At 68.7% G+C, this 16,876-nt stretch carries 19 protein-coding genes; 10 read left to right on the plus strand and 9 right to left on the minus strand.

The window, feature by feature from the left end:
* Window positions 1-30: 30 nt before the first annotated feature.
* Complete coding sequence (locus AC07NS_RS19370) at window positions 31-288, minus strand: GlsB/YeaQ/YmgE family stress response membrane protein (RefSeq protein WP_101713103.1); 258 nt, start codon at window positions 286-288, stop codon at window positions 31-33.
* Window positions 289-814: 526 nt separating this feature from the next.
* Between AC07NS_RS19370 and AC07NS_RS19375 the strand changes: the two genes are divergently transcribed.
* Window positions 815-2,173, plus strand: coding sequence for a dicarboxylate/amino acid:cation symporter (locus AC07NS_RS19375; protein WP_494605871.1), 1,359 nt, complete (start codon window positions 815-817; stop codon window positions 2,171-2,173).
* On the opposite strand, the gene AC07NS_RS19380 is transcribed toward AC07NS_RS19375, so the two are convergent.
* From AC07NS_RS19380 to AC07NS_RS19390, 3 genes are all read right to left on the minus strand, one after another.
* Window positions 2,160-3,011 (minus strand): AraC family transcriptional regulator, encoded by an 852-nt coding sequence (locus AC07NS_RS19380; protein ID WP_494605873.1) that lies wholly within the window; start codon window positions 3,009-3,011, stop codon window positions 2,160-2,162. The two genes, AC07NS_RS19375 and AC07NS_RS19380, sit on opposite strands and share 14 nt — an antisense overlap.
* Before the next feature lie 182 nt (window positions 3,012-3,193).
* Entirely contained in the window at window positions 3,194-3,709 is a 516-nt protein-coding gene (locus AC07NS_RS19385) for a TIGR02281 family clan AA aspartic protease (protein ID WP_494605875.1), read from the minus strand.
* A 289-nt stretch (window positions 3,710-3,998) separates the two neighbouring features.
* On the minus strand, window positions 3,999-4,226 hold the full coding sequence (locus AC07NS_RS19390) for a DUF1289 domain-containing protein (RefSeq protein ID WP_494605876.1): 228 nt from the start codon (window positions 4,224-4,226) through the stop codon (window positions 3,999-4,001).
* Between the two features lie 89 nt (window positions 4,227-4,315).
* Between AC07NS_RS19390 and AC07NS_RS19395 the strand changes: the two genes are divergently transcribed.
* From AC07NS_RS19395 to AC07NS_RS19420, 6 genes are all read left to right on the plus strand, one after another.
* The gene (locus AC07NS_RS19395; RefSeq protein ID WP_494605878.1) at window positions 4,316-4,645 is read left to right on the plus strand and encodes a hypothetical protein; all 330 of its coding nucleotides are present in this window, start codon (window positions 4,316-4,318) and stop codon (window positions 4,643-4,645) included.
* An 86-nt stretch (window positions 4,646-4,731) separates the two neighbouring features.
* Window positions 4,732-5,622, plus strand: coding sequence for a nicotinate-nucleotide--dimethylbenzimidazole phosphoribosyltransferase (locus tag AC07NS_RS19400; RefSeq protein WP_494605881.1), 891 nt, complete (start codon window positions 4,732-4,734; stop codon window positions 5,620-5,622).
* A gap of 135 nt (window positions 5,623-5,757) precedes the next feature.
* On the plus strand, window positions 5,758-6,972 hold the full coding sequence (locus AC07NS_RS19405) for an acyl-CoA dehydrogenase family protein (protein ID WP_494605883.1): 1,215 nt from the start codon (window positions 5,758-5,760) through the stop codon (window positions 6,970-6,972).
* A 110-nt stretch (window positions 6,973-7,082) separates the two neighbouring features.
* Window positions 7,083-8,228: an acyl-CoA dehydrogenase family protein gene (locus AC07NS_RS19410; protein WP_494605885.1), complete on the plus strand. Its 1,146-nt coding sequence runs from the start codon at window positions 7,083-7,085 to the stop codon at window positions 8,226-8,228.
* 174 nt (window positions 8,229-8,402) lie between these two features.
* On the plus strand, window positions 8,403-8,801 hold the full coding sequence (locus tag AC07NS_RS19415) for a hypothetical protein (protein WP_494605887.1): 399 nt from the start codon (window positions 8,403-8,405) through the stop codon (window positions 8,799-8,801).
* A 279-nt stretch (window positions 8,802-9,080) separates the two neighbouring features.
* The gene (locus tag AC07NS_RS19420; protein ID WP_492855357.1) at window positions 9,081-9,206 is read left to right on the plus strand and encodes a hypothetical protein; all 126 of its coding nucleotides are present in this window, start codon (window positions 9,081-9,083) and stop codon (window positions 9,204-9,206) included.
* A gap of 84 nt (window positions 9,207-9,290) precedes the next feature.
* On the opposite strand, the gene AC07NS_RS19425 is transcribed toward AC07NS_RS19420, so the two are convergent.
* Both AC07NS_RS19425 and AC07NS_RS19430 read right to left on the minus strand, forming a co-directional pair.
* Window positions 9,291-9,596, minus strand: a complete 306-nt coding sequence (locus tag AC07NS_RS19425) for a CC_3452 family protein (protein ID WP_110121658.1) — start codon at window positions 9,594-9,596, stop codon at window positions 9,291-9,293.
* Between the two features lie 68 nt (window positions 9,597-9,664).
* Window positions 9,665-10,270, minus strand: a complete 606-nt coding sequence (locus AC07NS_RS19430) for an LOG family protein (protein ID WP_494605889.1) — start codon at window positions 10,268-10,270, stop codon at window positions 9,665-9,667.
* A gap of 103 nt (window positions 10,271-10,373) precedes the next feature.
* Between AC07NS_RS19430 and AC07NS_RS19435 the strand changes: the two genes are divergently transcribed.
* Genes AC07NS_RS19435 through AC07NS_RS19445 form a run of 3 tightly spaced genes read left to right on the plus strand, consistent with a single transcriptional unit; the run spans window position 10,374 to window position 13,537 of the window.
* Entirely contained in the window at window positions 10,374-11,207 is an 834-nt protein-coding gene (locus AC07NS_RS19435; protein WP_494605891.1) for an Ig-like domain-containing protein, read from the plus strand.
* The gene (locus tag AC07NS_RS19440; protein WP_494606287.1) at window positions 11,132-13,057 is read left to right on the plus strand and encodes an ABCB family ABC transporter ATP-binding protein/permease; all 1,926 of its coding nucleotides are present in this window, start codon (window positions 11,132-11,134) and stop codon (window positions 13,055-13,057) included. The genes AC07NS_RS19435 and AC07NS_RS19440 overlap by 76 nt, the downstream gene beginning before the upstream one ends.
* A gap of 42 nt (window positions 13,058-13,099) precedes the next feature.
* Window positions 13,100-13,537, plus strand: a complete 438-nt coding sequence (locus AC07NS_RS19445; RefSeq protein ID WP_494605893.1) for a VOC family protein — start codon at window positions 13,100-13,102, stop codon at window positions 13,535-13,537.
* A 45-nt stretch (window positions 13,538-13,582) separates the two neighbouring features.
* Here the strand turns inward: AC07NS_RS19445 and AC07NS_RS19450 are convergent, their stop codons facing one another.
* The 3 genes from AC07NS_RS19450 to AC07NS_RS19460 all read right to left on the minus strand — a co-directional run bounded on the left by AC07NS_RS19450 (window position 13,583) and on the right by AC07NS_RS19460 (window position 16,286).
* The gene (locus tag AC07NS_RS19450) at window positions 13,583-13,972 is read right to left on the minus strand and encodes a Ros/MucR family transcriptional regulator (protein WP_494605895.1); all 390 of its coding nucleotides are present in this window, start codon (window positions 13,970-13,972) and stop codon (window positions 13,583-13,585) included.
* 74 nt (window positions 13,973-14,046) lie between these two features.
* A complete protein-coding gene (locus AC07NS_RS19455) occupies window positions 14,047-15,594 on the minus strand; it encodes a SulP family inorganic anion transporter (protein ID WP_494605897.1) in 1,548 nt (515 codons plus the stop codon).
* Window positions 15,591-16,286 carry a carbonic anhydrase gene (locus tag AC07NS_RS19460; protein ID WP_494605899.1) on the minus strand — a complete coding sequence of 232 codons (696 nt, stop codon included), beginning with the start codon at window positions 16,284-16,286 and terminating at the stop codon, window positions 15,591-15,593. Before AC07NS_RS19460 ends, AC07NS_RS19455 begins: the two co-directional genes overlap by 4 nt.
* Between the last annotated feature and the right edge of the window lie 590 nt (window positions 16,287-16,876).

Here is a 16,876-nt window from a genome sequence, read left to right on the forward strand (position 1 = left end):
GGCGTCTTTCGTTCGACGGGGTGGTCGCGGCTAGAGTGCGCGGCGTCCGGCCAGCAGGTGGTAGATGGCCAGCACGATCACCGCGCCGACGGTCGCCACCAGCAGGCTGTAGAGATTGAAGCCCGAGACGCCCGAAGCGCCGAACTGGTTGAACACGAAGCCGCCGACCAGAGCGCCGACGATGCCGAGCACCAGGTCGACAAGCAGACTGCCGCCGCTGCGGCTTACGAGCTTGCTGGCGATGAAGCCGGCCACGAGACCCAGAACGATCCAGGCGAGAATGGACATGAGCGCCTCCTGAACATTTCCTGGCGCGCCTTGGCGCGTCCGATGCAGAAGAAAGACGCTCATCAAGACTTCGTTCCGACACGATCGCGTGTGTCGCCCCGCGAAATCATGGGGCGAGGATGGAACGTCTTGGCGCGAGGCTCAGCGCTTGCCGATGCGGGCCTGGATCACCGCCAGCAGCTTCTCGGCGGGGGCGCGGCCAAGCACGATGAACAGGGCGGAGCCGATGATCGCGCCGATCAGGAAGGAGGTGCTCATGGCGGCTCCGAGGGTAAGCAGGCGGGGGAGGAAGCATCGCCAGCCTAGGGGCCGCGATGCGGATTTACCATGTGACATGCCGCCGCCGCGCGTCCTTGCAGCTTGGCTGGCGCCCGATCGCACAAAAACTGGTTCGACCGCGCGCTTCATATGCGCGAGCAGGAAAATTCCAGATTTCCGGTGCATCTGCATGCGCAGTAACCCGGCATCCGATGTTTTATGAGTTTTGGAACGGCCTTGGCCGCTTCTTATGAGCAGGAAACAACCCATGGCCCAGGCGACCGCTCCTTCCAGCCGCTTCATCAGCGGCTTCGGCGTCCAGGTGCTGGTCGGCATGCTCGCCGGGCTGGGCCTTGGCCTGCTGGCGCGCCGGCTAGGCGTCGAGGAGGGGCAGGCGGGTCACGCCCTGGCCGAGGTTCTGCACCAGGTCGGTTCGATCTTCATCCAGCTGCTGCGCGTGCTTGTGCCGCCGCTGGTGTTCACGGCCATCGTCGCCAGCATCGCCAACCTGCGCGAACTGCAGAACGCCGCCCGCCTGGTCTGGAAGACCCTGCTGTGGTTCGCGATCACGGCCCTGATCGCCGTGGCCATCGGCATCACCCTGGGCGTCGTCCTGAAGCCGGGCGCGCACGCCGTGCTCGACGCCGCGACCGCCGCCGCGCCACGCACCAACGGCTCGTGGCTCGACTTCCTGACCGGCCTCATCCCGTCCAACATCCTGGGCCTGAACGCCTCGACCAAGGTCGGCGACAGCGGCGCCAGCACCTCGCTGTCGTTCAACGTGCTGCAGATCCTGGTCATCTCGCTGGCTGCCGGCATCGCCGCCCTGCGCGTCGGGCTGGCGGGCGAGGGTTTTCTGGCCTTCAACGCCTCGGCCCTGGCCGTGGTGCGCAAGGTGCTGAGCTGGGTGATCCGCCTGACGCCGATCGGCACCGTCGGTCTGCTCGGCAACGCCGTGGCCCAATACGGCTGGACGACGCTGGGCCAGCTCGGCGCCTTCACCGGCGCGATCTATATCGGCCTCGGCCTCGTGCTGTTCGTCGTCTACCCGATCCTGCTGACCGCGCACGGCCTCAACCCGCTGAAGTTCTTCGCCAGCGCCTGGCCGGCCATCCAGCTGGCCTTCGTCTCGCGATCGTCGATCGGCACGCTGCCGGTGACCGAGACCGTCACCGAGGCGGGCCTCGGCGTGCCGCGCGCCTACGCCGCCTTCGCCGTGCCGCTGGGGGCGACGACCAAGATGGACGGCTGCGCGGCCATCTATCCGGCCCTGTCGGCGATCTTCATCGCCCAGTTCTATCACCTGCCGCTGGGCGTGGCCGACTACGCCCTGATCGTCGCGGTCTCGGTGCTGGGCTCGGCCGCAACGGCCGGCCTGACGGGCGCGACGGTCATGCTGACCCTGACGCTGTCGACGCTGGGCCTGCCGCTGGAAGGCGCGGGCCTGCTGCTGGCGATCGACCCGATCCTCGACATGGGCCGCACGGCCGTGAACGTCGCCGGCCAGGCCCTGGTGCCCACCCTGGTGGCCAAGCAGGAGGGCATCCTCGACCAGGCGACCTATGACGCGGCGGCCGGCGTTGCGCCCGAAGGCTCTCTGGAGGAAGGCGCGGTCACGCAGTCCTGACGAGCTCCGGCCGCGCCCGCAGCCGCGTGGCGTCGCGCAGCGGCGGGGCGCCGAACAGCCGGGCGTATTCGCGGCTGAACTGCGAGGGGCTGTCGTACCCGACATTGTGGCCGGCGGTGGCCGCGTCCAGCCCCTGGGCCAGGATCAGGCGGCGGGCCTCCTGCAGGCGCAGCTGCTTCTGATACTGCAGCGGGCTCATCGCCGTGACGGCCTTGAAGTGCTGGTGCAGGGCCGAGGGGCTCATCCGCGCCTCGGAGGCCAGCGTCTCCATCCGGAACGGCAGGTGATAGTTGGTCCTCAGCCAGTGGATGGCGCGCGAGACCTGGCCCAGCCGGCTTTCGCAGGCGGCGATCTCGCGCAGCCGCGGCCCCTGGTCGGTCCGCAACAGGCGATAGAGGATTTCGCGCTGGATCAGCGGCGCCAGGACAGGGATATCGGACGGCGTCTCCAGCAATCGCACCAGCCGCACCGTGGCGTCCAGCAGTTCCGGCGTCGTCTCGCTCAGCGCCATGCCGGGCGCCGGGGCGTTGCGGACTGGGCCGGGGTCGATCTCGAGGATCAGCTCGTTCAGCCGGCGCGGGTCGATGTCGAGACGCACGCAGAGATAGGGCGCCTCGTCGCTGGCCTCGATCACCTGACCGACCACGGGCACGTCGACCGAGACGACCAGGAACCGGGCGTGGTCGTAAACATAGACCTCTTCGCCCAGCATCACCTGCTTGCGGCCCTGGGCGATGATGCAGACGGCGGCCTCGTGCACGCCGTGCACCGGCGGGCTGGGCTGCGACATGCGGGCCAGCCACATGCCCGGGATGGCGGTGGGATGCACGCCGTCCATCGATACGGATCGTTCAATCGCCTCGGCCAGGGCCGGATGGCGAGGGCAGCCGACAGGCGTCGACGCTGGGAAGGTTTGCATGACGCCAGGTTAGCGCCGCGGGGCGGGGAGGCCAATGGCGGCGAGCGTGGTTCTGCGGGATCGTGCAAGAATTCCGGGCGATCATGCGCCCAGGCAGGACTTCAGGGGTGCAGGATCAGCGAGCGCGGGGTCGCCTCGAAGCGCGAAAGGCGGCCCAGATAGCTCATGCCGAGCAACGAGGTCTCCAGGCCGCTCTCGATCACCAGGGCGTCGACATTGGCGACCTTGGCGCCGGCGATGGCGACGCTGCCCAGCTTGACCGAGGCGGCGCGGGTGCGGCCGTCGGCGGTGACCACGTCGTACTCGTAGTTCAGCTTGGCGACGTCGATGCCCAGGCGCTGGGCGTCGGCTTTGCTCAGCGAGACGGCGGTGGCGCCGGTGTCGACCAGGAATCGCACGGCGCGGCCGTCGACCTTGGCCTCGGCCCAGAAGTGGCCGTCGGGACCCTTGGTCAACTGCGCGGCGCCGGCGTCGCCCAAGGTGGCGGCGGCCGCGACGGCCGGGCCCGGGGACGATTGACGCAGCGAGCTGTCGAGCGAGGTCACGGCCTTGGCCGCACCCACCGCAGACAACGCACCGACTATCGCGATCGCCGTGAACTTGAGCATCGAAAGCACCCCGCCTTGCAGGCTTTTCGGCCGTTTCTACGACCATTGACTGCACAATAGGGCGAAAGACGTTTTCAACCCGTGAATGGGAATGCGGATCTACTTGGTTAACAAAACATCATCACAATGCCAGTTAACTCGGAGTAACATTCGAAGCTCGAATGTGTAATAAAGTTCATGGACTGGATTTAACTTCAAAGCTCAAATCCGAGGTCGCATGTTCAAAAGCGTTGAAGCGACGCTTCAGGAACAACCTCGACGCTGAGCCCTGCGATGCTTTCGAGATCCTGAGGGCGCTTCAACCGCGCGAACCCGCCTGGGCGGCCATCAGGCTTTCCATCGGGTCGGGACGATGGGGCAGGGCGACCATGATCGCCGCGCGTTCCTCGTCGCTGTAGCGCGACCAGCCGGCGATCTCCTGCAGGGTCCGCCGGCAACCGAGACAGAAGCCGCTCGCGCCATCGACCGCGCACACCTTCACGCAAGGGGTGACGATCGGACGGGGAGGGCGGCTTTCGGAAGTCATGACCGAATGTCGCCGTCCACGGCGTCGCGCGCAAGCCGCTCGACGCGTCGCGGTCGTGCGACCCGATCGCAACCATTGGGGAATAGCTCATGCGCACCACCGTCATCCTGCTCGCCGCCGCCTCGCTCGCCGCCATCGCTGCTCCGGCCCTGGCCGCCGAACGCCTGAGCGACGCCCAGTTCGTACGCGCCAACCGCTGCCTGGGCCTGACCGAGGCCAAGACCTTGGGCGAAGCCGATTCCGCGGCGCTGAAGTCGCTGATCAAGACCCAGCGCCAGGGCCGGCACAGCTCCACCGAAGACCGCGCGGACAGCGCCCGCCTGGACGCCAAGCGCGAAGCCGCCAACGCCGAGGGCGCCGCCAAGTCGGCCCTGGTCGAGGAGCGCGACGGCGCCTGCAAGTCGCTGGGCCAAAGCTGATTTCTCGGGCCTGATTTCTTCGCATCGCGCCAACAATCTGGCGCGATGCGCTTGCATCGGGCGCGGACGGGTTTAAGTCCGCGCCCATGACCGCTTCCGCCGCCGCTTCGCCCTTCGCCGACATCCGCCACCTGGCCGCCGACCTGCCCGCGCCGGGCGTCTTCGTTCCGCCGGCCGACGGCGGCCGTCTGGCCGAGATCTCGGCCTGGCTGACGGCCTGGACGGGCCGCAATCCGCCTTCGGTGAACCGGCCTGTGATCGCCCTCTACGCCGGCGCGCGCCAGGGCGTCGGTCCGCGCGGCTACGCCCGCGATCGTCTCGAAGCCGTCGCTTCGGGCGGCGCGACCGTCTGCCGTCTGGCCGGCGCCCAGGGCGCGGGCCTGGAGGCCTTCGACCTCGCCATCGACCGCCCGACGCCCGACGCGCGCCAGAAGGCCTCGATGAGCGAAAAGGAATGCGCCGCGACCATGGCCTTCGGCATGGAAGCCCTGGCCAAGCAGCCCGACCTGCTGATTCCCGGCGTCATCGCCGCCGAAGCCCACCGTGACGCCGCCGCCATCGCCCTGGCCCTGTTCGGCGGAGAGGCCGGCGACTGGACCGAAGCGACCGCTGACGTCTCCGCCGCCGTCGAGCGTGCGCGAGGCGAGGGCGATCTTTCCGATCCGCTGGAGGTCCTGCGCCAGCTGGGCGGCCGCGAGACCGCCGCCGTGGCCGGCGCGATCCTGGCCGCTCGCGTCCAGAAGATCCCGGTCCTGCTTGACGGCTACGCCGCCACCGCCGCCGCCGCCGTGCTGCACGCCATCGATCCCAACCTGATCGCCCACGCCGTGGCTGCACATGTCGCCGGACCCGGCCACGCCCGTCTGCTAGAGAAGCTCGGCAAGTCGCCGTTGCTGGCGCTGGAGATCGAGGGCGAGGAAGGCGTCGGCGGCGCGTCGGCCGTGGCGTTGGTGCGCCTGGCCTGCGAGGTTCGCTGACCTGATTTCCGAAGCTTGGGTGAACGCTGTTTACGTTGACCCAAGCGTCATCTTTCCAAACGCTCGTTTGGCTCCTATCATCGCCCCGAAACAACAGAGAAGGCCGCCCCAGTCGGCCATGTTCGGGAGCCCGCCATGAACCTCGACTTTTCGCCTGAAGACCTGGCCTTCCGCGACGAGGTTCGCGCCTTCATCGCCCAGAACTACCCCGAAGGCCTGCGCGAGCGGCAGGAGGAGGGCGAGGAGATGTCCAAGGAGGACTTCCTCTCCTGGCACCGCACGCTCGCCAAGAAGGGCTGGGTCGCCCCGGCCTGGCCGCAGAAGTACGGCGGCCCGGGCTGGACCTCCGTGCAGCGCTACATCTGGTCGGAAGAGACCGCCCGCGCCGACTGCGTGCCGATCCTGCCGTTCGGCATCAACATGGTCGGGCCGGTGATCTACACCTTCGCAACACCCGAGCAGAAGGAGCGCTTCCTGCCGCCGACCCTGTCGGGCGAGATCTGGTGGGCCCAGGGCTACAGCGAGCCGGGCGCAGGCTCCGACCTGGCCAGCCTGAAGACCAAGGCCGAGCGCTTCACTGGCGACGACGGCAAGGAATACTACCTGGTCAACGGCCAGAAGACCTGGACCACCCTGGCCCAGCACGGCGACTGGATCTTCTGCCTGGTCCGCACCGACCCGAACGCCAAGATCCAGGAAGGCATCTCGTTCCTGCTGATCGACATGAAGTCGCCCGGCGTGACCGTGCGCCCGATCATCACCCTGGGCGGCGAGCACGAGGTCAACGAGGTCTGGCTCGAGAACGTCAAGGTGCCGGTCGAGAACCGCATCTATGAGGAGAACAAGGGCTGGACCTGCGCCAAGTTCCTGCTGGCCCATGAGCGCTCCGGCATCGCGGGCGTCGCCCGCTCCAAGCGCGGCATCGAACGCATCCGCGCCATCGCCTCGACCGAGCTTTCGGACGACGGCGACGCCCTGATCAAGGATCCGATGTTCAAGCGCAAGATCGCCGAACTGGAGATCGACCTGACGGCGCTGGAATATACCGAACTGCGCACCCTGGCGGGCGAAGCCGCCGGCAAGGGTCCCGGTCCCGAATCCAGCGTCCTGAAGATCAAGGGCACCGAGATCCAGCAGCGGATCACCGAACTGGCCCTGGAGGCCGCCGGTCACTACGGCGCGCCCTATTTCCGCGGCTTCCCGAAGGACGGCGACAACGCCCATCCGATCGGCCCCGACTTCGCCCACCGCGCCGCCCCGACCTATTTCAACGTCCGCAAGACCTCGATCTACGGCGGCTCCAACGAGATCCAGCGCAACATCATCGCCAAGATGGTGCTCGGGCTCTGATGACTGCCCTCCCCGGCGATGGGGAGGGCGCTTCGCTATCCAATCAACGACGCTCCTGGCAGGCCTGGCGGAACGCGGCCTCGGAGCCTTGAGAACAAAGGACTTCAGGGATGGACTTCAACTTTACCGAAGAGCAGTCGATGGTCCGCGACACGGTCGCGAGCTTCCTGCAGGACAAGTACGACTTCGAGACCCGCCGCAAGATCGTGGCCTCGGAAAGCGGCTGGCGCGCCGATTACTGGCAGGCCTTCGCCGAGGAGCTGGGCATCCTGGGCGCCTCGTTCAGCGAGGAGCTGGGCGGCCTGGGCGGCGGCGCGATCGACAACATGATCATCATGGAGGAGTTCGGCAAAGCGCTGGTCATCGAGCCCTATCTGGGCACGGTCGTCATCGGCGGCGGCTTCATGAAGCATTCGGGCTACGCCGGCGCCGCCTCGGTCATCGAAGGGATCGTCGCCGGAACCACGACCATCGCCTTCGCCTATGCCGAACCCCAGGGCCGCTACACCTGGAGCGATCTGAAGACGACCGCCAAGAAGGACGGCGCGGGCTGGATCCTGAACGGTCACAAGGCCGTGGTGGTCGGCGCGCCGTTCGCTTCGCACCTCGTCGTCACCGCCCGCACCGGGGGAAGCCAGCGCGAGGCCTCGGGCGTGTCGGTGTTCCTGATCGACAAGACCCTGCCGGGCGTCGTCACCCGCGACTATCCCACCGTCGACGGCGGCCGCGCCTCGGAGGTCTATTTCGAGAACGTGTCGATCCCGGCCGACGCCCTGATCGGCGAAGAAGGCGCGGGCCTGCCGCTGGTCGAGAAGGTCATCGACGAGGCCACCGCCGCCAGCCTGGCCGAGGGCGTGGGCGTGCTGCGCAAGCTGCACGAAGGCACGCTGGACTACGCCAAGCAGCGCAAGCAGTTCGGCCGCGCCATCGCCGACTTCCAGGTGCTGCAGCACCGCATGGTCGACATGTTCATCGAGCTCGAACAGTCGGTGTCGATGACCTACATGGCCACCATCAAGCTCGACGAGAGTGACGCCGAGCGCGCCAAGGCCGTGTCGGCCGCCAAGGTGCGGATCGGCCGCGCGCTCAAGTTCGTGGGCCAGAACGCCATCCAGATCCACGGCGGCATGGGCATGACCGACGAACTGGCCATCGGCCACTACTTCAAGCGCGGCACGATCATCGAGGGGCTGTTCGGCTCGGTCGATCACCACCTGCGCCGCTACGAAGGGCTGTCGTTCGGCGCCGCGGCCTGACACCACCTAAGAAACGGCGCCGCCCACGGAACGACGCCGTTTTTCGAAGGAGGCCGCCTGCGTCACGCCGACGCGGGCGGCCTTTTTTCTGGAAGCGCGATTTTCACCGCCCCGTCGGCCGGGGTGCGACCGTTCAACGCAGCAGAACACCCGATCGACTGCACGGTGAATGTGATGCTCCGCCCCGAAGCCCTCCAAGGTCTCTCCCCGGAAAAACTGGCCGACACCCTGGAGGCCATGGACTCCAGCGCCCGCCTTCTGCTCGACCAGGCCCGCGAGGCCAAGGCGCGCGCCGACAAGCTGGAAACCGCCCTGTCGCTGCTGGTCGGCGTGGTCGCCAACGACCCAGGCCTCGAGGAAAACTTCGCCCTGCAACGGATCGCGGGCCAGCTGCGCCTGTGCGCCGACCTGCCGGAACTGGCCGCCGAACTGGTTGGCTGCGAGGCCGATCGGATCGAGCCGGTCATGCTGCGGGCCGCGGCCAACATCATCGCCGCCGCCGGAAAACCCGACGCCGTGAGCCAGGCCGTCACCCATGAGCTGATGGACCGGGACGGCGCCACGCTTCACTAATTCATTCGTTGGCGGACAATATTCGCTGCGAATGATCTGGGCCGCCTGAGATCATTTTCAGCATGCGGACATCGTCCGAACCCGGAATATTTTGCTTGTCATGGGCGAGCTTGAGCGCATCCTCCCCCATGACGCGCTGACGACTAGGAGGGTGCGAGTCCCTGTAAGCCGCGCGCGTCTCTTTCTGGCTGGGCCGGTCTGCCGATCGGTCCCGTAACAAGTGGAGCGTTTTCAGGAAGCCCTCCTGAACCGCTCCGGGCTGGTCAAGGAGACGCCGCCATGAACGTGACGAAGATGAACCACGCCATGCTGTCCTTCGCCCTGATGGGCGGACTGCTGGTCGGGCCTCGCCCCGGAACCTCCAAGCCGCCGCAGCGGCCGTCCAAGACTTCGGACAGGAAGTAGCGCCCCAGGGCTTCTCACCAAAGAAAAACGCCATCCCGGTCGGTCCGGGATGGCGTGAAAATCCGACGCTTTGTCGGGCAGGGCTTACGGCTTGGCGGCCGCGTTGCATTCCTCGATGCCGGCGGCGTCGAGCGCATCGCCGCGCCAGGTGAAGGCCGAAACGGCCCCGAGCTCGGCCACGATCTTGCGGCAGCTGCGACCGGCCGGAAGGGCCTTCACCGTCGGCGCCTTGCAGACGGTGCCGGTGCAGCGCCAGATCGCGCCGTCCTGAATGAGTTCGGCCTTGGCCGGCGGCGCCTTGAGCACGAGCATGGCGCCTTCGGAGGTCGCGGCCTGGGCCGCGCCGACGAGCGAAATCGCGGCGAAACCGCCGAGCAGAAGCATACGCATGGACATCTCCTATCCCCGCGTCCTATTTCTAGGTGGACGCTGATCACATTGTTCGTTGTGATTGAAAACTAAGTCAATCGACGAACGTCGATCTCGTGGTCGCGATCGACGTCCAGGCCCCAGGCCAGCAAGGCCTGCGTCACTTCCGAAGCCTCCGTGACCGAGACCCAGGCGTTGGCCAGCGCCGGCGGCGTCAGTCCGCGCTCGATCGTGTGGTGAAGCAGGGCGAAAAGCGGATCCCAGAATCCGTCCGGGTTGTGGAAGACGATCGGCTTGCGGTGCAGGTCGAGACGCCGCCAGGACAGCAGCTCGATGATTTCCTCGAGCGTGCCGATACCGCCGGGCAGCACAACGAAGGCGTCCGAGCGTTCGAACATCAACATCTTGCGCTCGTGCATCGAAGTGACGATCACCGTCTCGACGTCGTCGAAGGGCTGTTCGCGGCCGCGCAGGAATTCGGGGATGATGCCCAGCACCTTGCCGCCGGCGTCGTGCGCGCCGCGCGCGGCCGCGCCCATCAGGCCGACGCCTCCGCCGCCGTACACCAGCTTGATCCCGGACCGGGCGAAGTCGCCGCCGATGTCGTAGGCCGCCTGCAGATAGGCCGGATCGGCCGTGTTCGATGAGCCGCAGTAGACGCAGACCGATCCCAGGGCGCTAGACAGGTCGGGCATCGTCGTCCACTCCAACAAAAGAAAAGGCGCGGCTCCCAGCGGGAAGGGCGCGCCATCGGTGTTTCAGGCTCGGCCGCAGGCCGACGCCAGACTTGGAAGGCGCATGATCGGGATTCGCAAGGCTGCTTTCAAGCCGTGGCCCCTGGCCCTCGTCGCCCCCTTGGCGTTCATCGCGACCCTGGCGGGCTGCGACGACGCGGGACGGCGCAACTGGGGCCAGGAAGCGCCGGCCGCCCAGCCGGCCCGCGACCCGGAAGCGGCTTATCTCGCCCCGCCCAGGGTGGTGACCGCGGCGGTCGAGGCCGGCGGCGTCGCCGTTTCTGGATCCGCGGCGCCCGGCGCCTCCGTGCGACTGGGCTCGCCGACCGGCCAGGCCGTCAGCACCGAGGCCGACGCCGGCGGTCTGTGGCGGGCGATCCTGCCCGGCGCGGCCGAGCCCCGCCTCTTTGGCCTGTCGATGACCCGCGAGGGCCGCACCGTCCAGGCCGAAGGCTATCTCTTCGTCGCTCCGGAGGGCGCGGTCGCCTTGCTGCGGGCCGGGGGCGGCACCGAGCCGCTGTCGGGGCCGTCCGATTCGCCGCGTATCCTGGCCATCGACTTCGATCGCGAGGGCGGGGCGGTGATTTCCGGCGTCGGCCGGCCCGGCGCCGGCTTCGGCGTCCGTGTCGATCGCACCACCCAGGCCGAGGGCAAGGTCGACGCCCAAGGGCGCTTCAGCCTATCCCTGACCTCGCCCCTCAGGGCCGGCGAGCATACCGTGCAGGTGGCCGGCGAGGGCGGCGAGAACCTCGTCCGCCTGGTGGTTTCCCCGCCCGCGCCGCTGACCGGCGGTCCCTTGCACGCCGAGCGCTTCGAAAGCGGCTGGCGCGCCGACTGGATGACGCCCGGCGGAGGGGTCCAGACCACCATGCTGTTCACGCCGGGAACCGGCTCGTGAGGGGCTTTTCTTCGGCCGGTCGCGATCAGGCCCGCACGGCGCCGGAAGCCTCACGCCCGGTCTCCGGCTGGGAGGCGCTGGCGGAACTCCTGCGTCTCGTCCTGCGCTCGAAGGCGCCAGGCCTGACCTGGCGGCTGACGGCGGCCCTGGTCCTGACCTTCGCCGGCAAGGCGCTGGGCGTGGCCGCGCCGCTGCTGCTGGGCGCGGCGGTCAACCGGCTGACGGCCGGGCAGGGCGCGGCGACCCAGGTGACCCTGTCGTTCGGCGCCCTGGCGCTGGGCTGGGCCGGCGTTCGCTTCATCGCCGCCGCCGCGCCGCAGGCCCGGGATGCGGTGTTCACGCCCGTCGCCCAGGCGGCCCAGAACCGCGCGGCGACCGAGACCTTCGCCCACGCCCTGTCGCTGTCGATCGACTTCCACCAGACCAAGCGGACCGGCGCCCTGTCGCGGACCATCGACCGCGGCGCGCGGGCCATGGATTTCCTGATCCGGGGCCTGGTCTTCAACATCGCCCCGACCCTGGTCGAGCTGGTGCTGGCCGCCGCCGTGCTGGCGCGGGCCTATGACTGGCGGTTCGCGGCGACGGCGATCGTCACCGTCGTGATCTACGGGGTCCTGACCTTCTCGATCTCCAACTGGCGGATCGGCCATCGCCGCGTGCTCAACGAAGCCGACGCCGAAGCCGCCAGCCGGGCCGTAGACGCCTTGCTGAACTATGAGACCGTCAAGACCTTCGGGGCCGAAGAGCGCGCCGTCGGCGGTTACGAGCGAGCGCTGGCCACCTATGGCGCGGCCCAGATCAAGGCGACCAACTCGCTGTCGCTGCTCAACGTGGTCCAGTCGCTGATCATGAGCCTGGGTCTGGCGGTGATGGCCGTGCTGGCCGGCTCGGAAGCCGCCGCAGGCCGCATCGGCCCGGGCGACATCACCGCCGTCGTGCTGATCCTGGTCAATCTGTACCAGCCGCTGAACTTCCTCGGCTTCGCCTACCGCGAGATCCGCCAGTCGTTCATCGACATGGAGTCGATGATGGACCTGCGCCGCCAGGGCGCCGATGTCGCCGACGCGCCCGACGCCATCGACCTGCCGCCGACGGGCGACCGTCGTGGCGGGGCCGTGGCTTTCGAGGGCGTTTCGTTCCGCCACGGGGCGCGATCGGACGGCCTGACGGACGTGAACTTCGTCGCCCAGCCGGGCCAGACGGTGGCCATCGTCGGCCCGTCCGGCGCCGGCAAGACGACGCTGGTGCGCCTGGCCCTGCGGATGATCGACCCGCAAGCCGGCCGAGTGACCTTGGACGGCCATGACCTGAAGGCTCTGAAGCAAGCCTCGCTGCGGCGGGCCGTGGCGCTGGTGCCGCAGGACGTGGCGCTGTTCAACGACACGATCGCGGCCAACATCGCCTTCGGGCGTCCCGACGCGACCGAGGAAGAGGTCTGGGGCGCGGCCCGGTCGGCGGAACTCGGCGACTTCATCGGCAATCTGCCGGAAGGCATGGCCACCAAGGTCGGCGAACGAGGCCTGAAGCTTTCGGGCGGCGAGCGCCAGCGGGTGGGCATCGCCCGGGCCCTGCTGGCCGATCCGCGCGTGCTGATCCTCGACGAAGCGACCAGCGCGCTGGACAGCCGCACCGAGGCCGCGATCCAGGCGACGCTGCGCAAGGCGCGGGAAGGGCGCACGACCCTGGTCGTGGCCCACCGGCTGTCGACCATCGCGGACGCCGACGAGATCATCGTCCTGCGCCGGGGCAAGGTGGTCGAGCGCGGCCCGCACGCCGACCTGCTGGCGGCCGAGGGGGAATACGCGGCCCTGTGGCGTCGCCAGACGCGCGGCAAGGTCGCGGCCGAGTAGCTGATCCGCTATATCGACGCTTCGCAACACCAGGAGGCCCCCTTGCGCTATCTGCACACCATGGTCCGCGTGAAGGATCTCGACGCCTCTCTGCGGTTCTACTGCGAGGGCCTGGGCCTCCAGGAAATGTACCGGATGGAGAACGAGAAGGGCCGGTTCACCCTGGTCTTCCTCGCCGCGCCCGAGGACGTGGAGTTGGCCAAGGAGCGCAAGGCGCCGCTGGTCGAGCTGACCTTCAACTGGGACACCGAAGACTATCAGGGCGGCCGCAACTTCGGTCACCTGGCCTACCGGGTCGACGACATCTACGAGACCTGCCAGCGCCTGGCCGACATGGGCGTGGTCATCAACCGCCCGCCGCGCGACGGCCACATGGCCTTCGTCCGCTCGCCCGACGGCATCTCGGTGGAGCTGCTGCAGGACGGCAGCCTGCCGCCGGCCGAGCCCTGGGCCTCGATGCCCAACACCGGCGCCTGGTAGAAACGCAGAAAGGCCCGCCAGATCGGCGGGCCTTTTTCGTTGTGGTCAGCCCCGCGTCCCGAACCGGCTGGCGCGGGCGGCGGTGGAGCGCAGGTCCGAGAAGCTGGCGGCGACCAGCGGGTAGTCGTCGGGCAGGCCCCACTTGGCGCGATACTCCTGCTCGGTCAGGCCCAGGCTGTTGAGGTGGCGCTTGAGCGAGCGGTAGCGGCGGCCGTTCTCGAAGCTGATGATGGCGTCGTCGCTGACGCTGGCGGCGATCTCGTCGGGGCTGGGCCGTTCGACCGGCGCGGCCGGCGTCGAGAACACCGCCTCCAGCGCCGCATAGGTGCGGGCGGCCAGGTCTGGCAGGTCGTCGGTGGAGACGAGATTGTTGTTCAGATAGGCGCAAAGCACCTGGGCCGTCACGTCGGCGGCGCGTTCCTGGGCCTTGTTCATCGGGGATCTCTAGGGTCTCGCATCGAAAAGAACCCCGGAGACGGCGAGCGGCCGTCCCCGGGGGCGGGGCAGGGTCAGTGGGCGCCGGCGGGTCGCAGGCGGGCGCCGAACACGCAGGCGGGCGGCAGTTCGACCTTCGATCCCGTGCGCTCCTTGCTCTTGACCCACTCGCTGAGCACCTCGGTGGCGGTGTGGTCGAGAACGGTCAGGGCGCTGGTGTCGAGGCGGACGACGCCGCCGTCCGGGGCCGCGTCCAGGGCCTTGGTGATCTTCGGCAACTGCACGAAGGTCGCCGCGCCCTTGAGGCGGATTTCCTGCTCCTGTTCGCCGACGTCGCGTTGGTCGATGCGCAGGCGCATCTTCTTCAGGTTCGGCAGCAGCTCGACGATGGTCAGGGCCAGGCCGACCAGGACGCCGGTGAGCAGATCGGTGGCGACGACCATGATGAAGGTCGCGGCCCAGATCAGCGCCGGCAGCAGACCGTAGCGGGCGAACAGGTGACGCACGTGGTCGAGGCTGACCAGCTTCCAGCCGGTGACCACCAGCACGCCGGCGAGAGCGGCGCTGGGCACCTGGCGCAGGACGAAGGGCAGCAGGGCCACGAAGGCCAGGATCCAGACGCCGTGCATGATCGCCGACAGGCGGGTGGCCGCGCCGGCCTGGACGTTGGCCGAGCTGCGCACGATCACGCCGGTCATCGGCAGGGCGCCGACCGCGCCGCACATCATGTTGCCGACGCCTTGGGCGAACAGCTCCTTGTTGTACTTGGTGCGGGGACCATCGTGCATGCGGTCGACGGCGGCCGCCGACAGCAGGGTCTCGGCCGAGGCGATGAAGGCCACCGCCACGGCGGTCAGCACGATCATCGGATCCAGCAGCTTGGCGAAATCGGCCGCGCCGGGGATCGCGATGGCCGCGCCGATCGATTCCGGCACGGCGATCTTCTGGACGTCGAGGCCGAAGCCCATGGCCACGAAGGTGCCGGCCAGAACGCCCAGCAGGGCGCCGGGAACCAGCTTCAGCTTGGCGGGGCGGACCTTTTCCCAGAGCAGGATCGAGCCGATGGTGACGACACCGACCAGCAGGGCCGCTTCCGCGCCGCCGAAGGTCGAGGCCGACAGGCCGCCCAGGGCCGCCGGGATGGCCATCAGGTTGTCGAGCCCGTTGGCTTTCGGCTTGTCGCCGAACAGCACGTGCAGCTGGCCCGCGACGATCAGCACGCCGATGCCGGCCAGCATGCCGTGGACGACGGCCGGCGAGATGGCGCGGAACCACTGGCCCATCTTCAGCGCGCCGGCGATCAGCTGGACGAGGCCGGCCAACACCAGGATCGGCCCGAGGGTCGACAGGCCGTGCTTGGCCACGATCTCGAAGACGATGACGGCCAGGCCCGCGGCCGGGCCGCTGACCTGCAGGGGCGAGCCGGCCAGGGCGCCGACGATGATGCCGCCGATGATACCGGTGATCAGGCCACGCTCGGCCGGCACGCCGGAGGCGACGGCGATGCCCATGCACAGCGGCATGGCGACGAGGAAGACGACGATCGAGGCGGTCAGGTCACGCGACAGGAACGCCGTCAGACCAGCCTTGCCGTTGGGGGAGGAAACGGCGGAGCGGGTCATTCGGCGGCGATGCCCAGGTGGTCGGCGGCGACCATGCGGCGGCTGGGGCGCTGGGCGACGGGGAGGGGCGCGCCTTCGAAGACCTGCTCGAACTGGCCGGTGTCGCCGTTATAGGCCTGGATGTGGCCGGTCTCGATCTCGAAGAACCAGCCGTGCAGGGTCAGCTCGCCCTTGGCGATGGCGGAAGCCACCGAAGGATGGGTGCGCAGGTGGTTGATCTGGACGACGACGTTCTCCAGCGACAGGGCGCGGGTGCGGCCGTGGTCGTCGAGGCCGTGATAGGCGTTGCAGACCACGCTGTGGGCGGCGTGGGCGTGGCGCAGCCAGGCGGCGACGTTGGGCATCTTTTCCAGGGCTTCCGGATGCGAGAAGGCCTTCATGGCCCCGCAGTCGGAGTGGCCGCAGACGACGATGTCGCGCACGCCCAGCGCCACGACGGCGTATTCGACGGCCGAGGAGACCCCGCCGTTGGCCTGGCTGAACGGCGGCACGATGTTGCCGGCGTTGCGGCAGACGAAGAGATCGCCGGGCGCGGCCTGGGTGATCAGCTCGGGCACGACGCGGCTGTCGGCGCAGGAGATCATCAGGGCCTTGGGGCTCTGGCCGTGGCTGGCCAGGCGCTCGTAGAGGGCGCTCTGGGCGGGAAAGACCTGGCCGCGGAAGAGGGCGGCGCGTTCGAGAAACTGTTCCAAGGGAACCTCCGTGCGATGGCCGCGACGTCCGGGGAAAGGGGGAAACGAACGTCGCGGCGCGGCGCGGCTGGACCGCCACGCTAGGCAGGAAGTTGGGGGGCGGCCTTTGCTGCGATGCAGCGGGTTTGTGTCAAAGGGTGTCTGGAGTCCTTCTCCCCTTGTGGGAGAAGGTGGCGGTCGAAGGCCGACGGATGAGGGGTCTCTCAGATGGGAGACGCTCCGCCCGGCCTGACCGCTGCACGCGCTTTCAGTTCTGAGAGACCCCTCACCCGCCCCTGCTCCGCAGGCCACCCTCTCTCGCAAGGGGAGAGGGACATGGGTTGGCGATCTCCCGCGCGAAGGCGCGTTAGGTGTGGGGAGGCGCGGAGCGGCCGGGCGGAGCCCGGAGACCGTGATGTGTTTTAGCGTTTCGGCTTCGTCAGACCGCTCCGCCGCATCATTTGTCTCGGAGGGGCCAGAGGCGCGGGTGTTGTTTCAACCCAAGGGCCAGCCTTTCCCCCGGACGGGCAGGATCAACAGCCCCGCGGTGATCCGGCGGCGGCCTCGGCTGATCCTGTTAGGTCGGTTTAGCGATCCCGACCCTGTCGACC

It is taken from the genome of Caulobacter sp. GW821-FHT10A10, assembly GCF_059415745.1.

Bases quoted from the DNA above. Each gene is read 5' to 3' on its own strand.
- AC07NS_RS19455 (WP_494605897.1), bottom strand. From the start codon at position 15,594: ATGACCCGCTCCGCCGTTTCCTCCCCCAACGGCAAGGCTGGTCTGACG.
- AC07NS_RS19425 (WP_110121658.1), bottom strand. From the start codon at position 9,596: ATGCGTATGCTTCTGCTCGGCGGTTTCGCCGCGATTTCGCTCGTCGGC.
- AC07NS_RS19390 (WP_494605876.1), bottom strand. From the start codon at position 4,226: ATGACTTCCGAAAGCCGCCCTCCCCGTCCGATCGTCACCCCTTGCGTG.
- AC07NS_RS19435 (WP_494605891.1), top strand. From the start codon at position 10,374: ATGATCGGGATTCGCAAGGCTGCTTTCAAGCCGTGGCCCCTGGCCCTC.
- AC07NS_RS19415 (WP_494605887.1), top strand. From the start codon at position 8,403: ATGCTCCGCCCCGAAGCCCTCCAAGGTCTCTCCCCGGAAAAACTGGCC.
- AC07NS_RS19410 (WP_494605885.1), top strand. From the start codon at position 7,083: ATGGACTTCAACTTTACCGAAGAGCAGTCGATGGTCCGCGACACGGTC.
- AC07NS_RS19400 (WP_494605881.1), top strand. From the start codon at position 4,732: ATGACCGCTTCCGCCGCCGCTTCGCCCTTCGCCGACATCCGCCACCTG.
- AC07NS_RS19420 (WP_492855357.1), top strand. From the start codon at position 9,081: ATGAACGTGACGAAGATGAACCACGCCATGCTGTCCTTCGCCCTGATG.
- AC07NS_RS19370 (WP_101713103.1), bottom strand. From the start codon at position 288: ATGTCCATTCTCGCCTGGATCGTTCTGGGTCTCGTGGCCGGCTTCATC.
- AC07NS_RS19405 (WP_494605883.1), top strand. From the start codon at position 5,758: ATGAACCTCGACTTTTCGCCTGAAGACCTGGCCTTCCGCGACGAGGTT.
- AC07NS_RS19395 (WP_494605878.1), top strand. From the start codon at position 4,316: ATGCGCACCACCGTCATCCTGCTCGCCGCCGCCTCGCTCGCCGCCATC.
- AC07NS_RS19430 (WP_494605889.1), bottom strand. From the start codon at position 10,270: ATGCCCGACCTGTCTAGCGCCCTGGGATCGGTCTGCGTCTACTGCGGC.
- AC07NS_RS19380 (WP_494605873.1), bottom strand. From the start codon at position 3,011: ATGGACGGCGTGCATCCCACCGCCATCCCGGGCATGTGGCTGGCCCGC.
- AC07NS_RS19375 (WP_494605871.1), top strand. From the start codon at position 815: ATGGCCCAGGCGACCGCTCCTTCCAGCCGCTTCATCAGCGGCTTCGGC.
- AC07NS_RS19450 (WP_494605895.1), bottom strand. From the start codon at position 13,972: ATGAACAAGGCCCAGGAACGCGCCGCCGACGTGACGGCCCAGGTGCTT.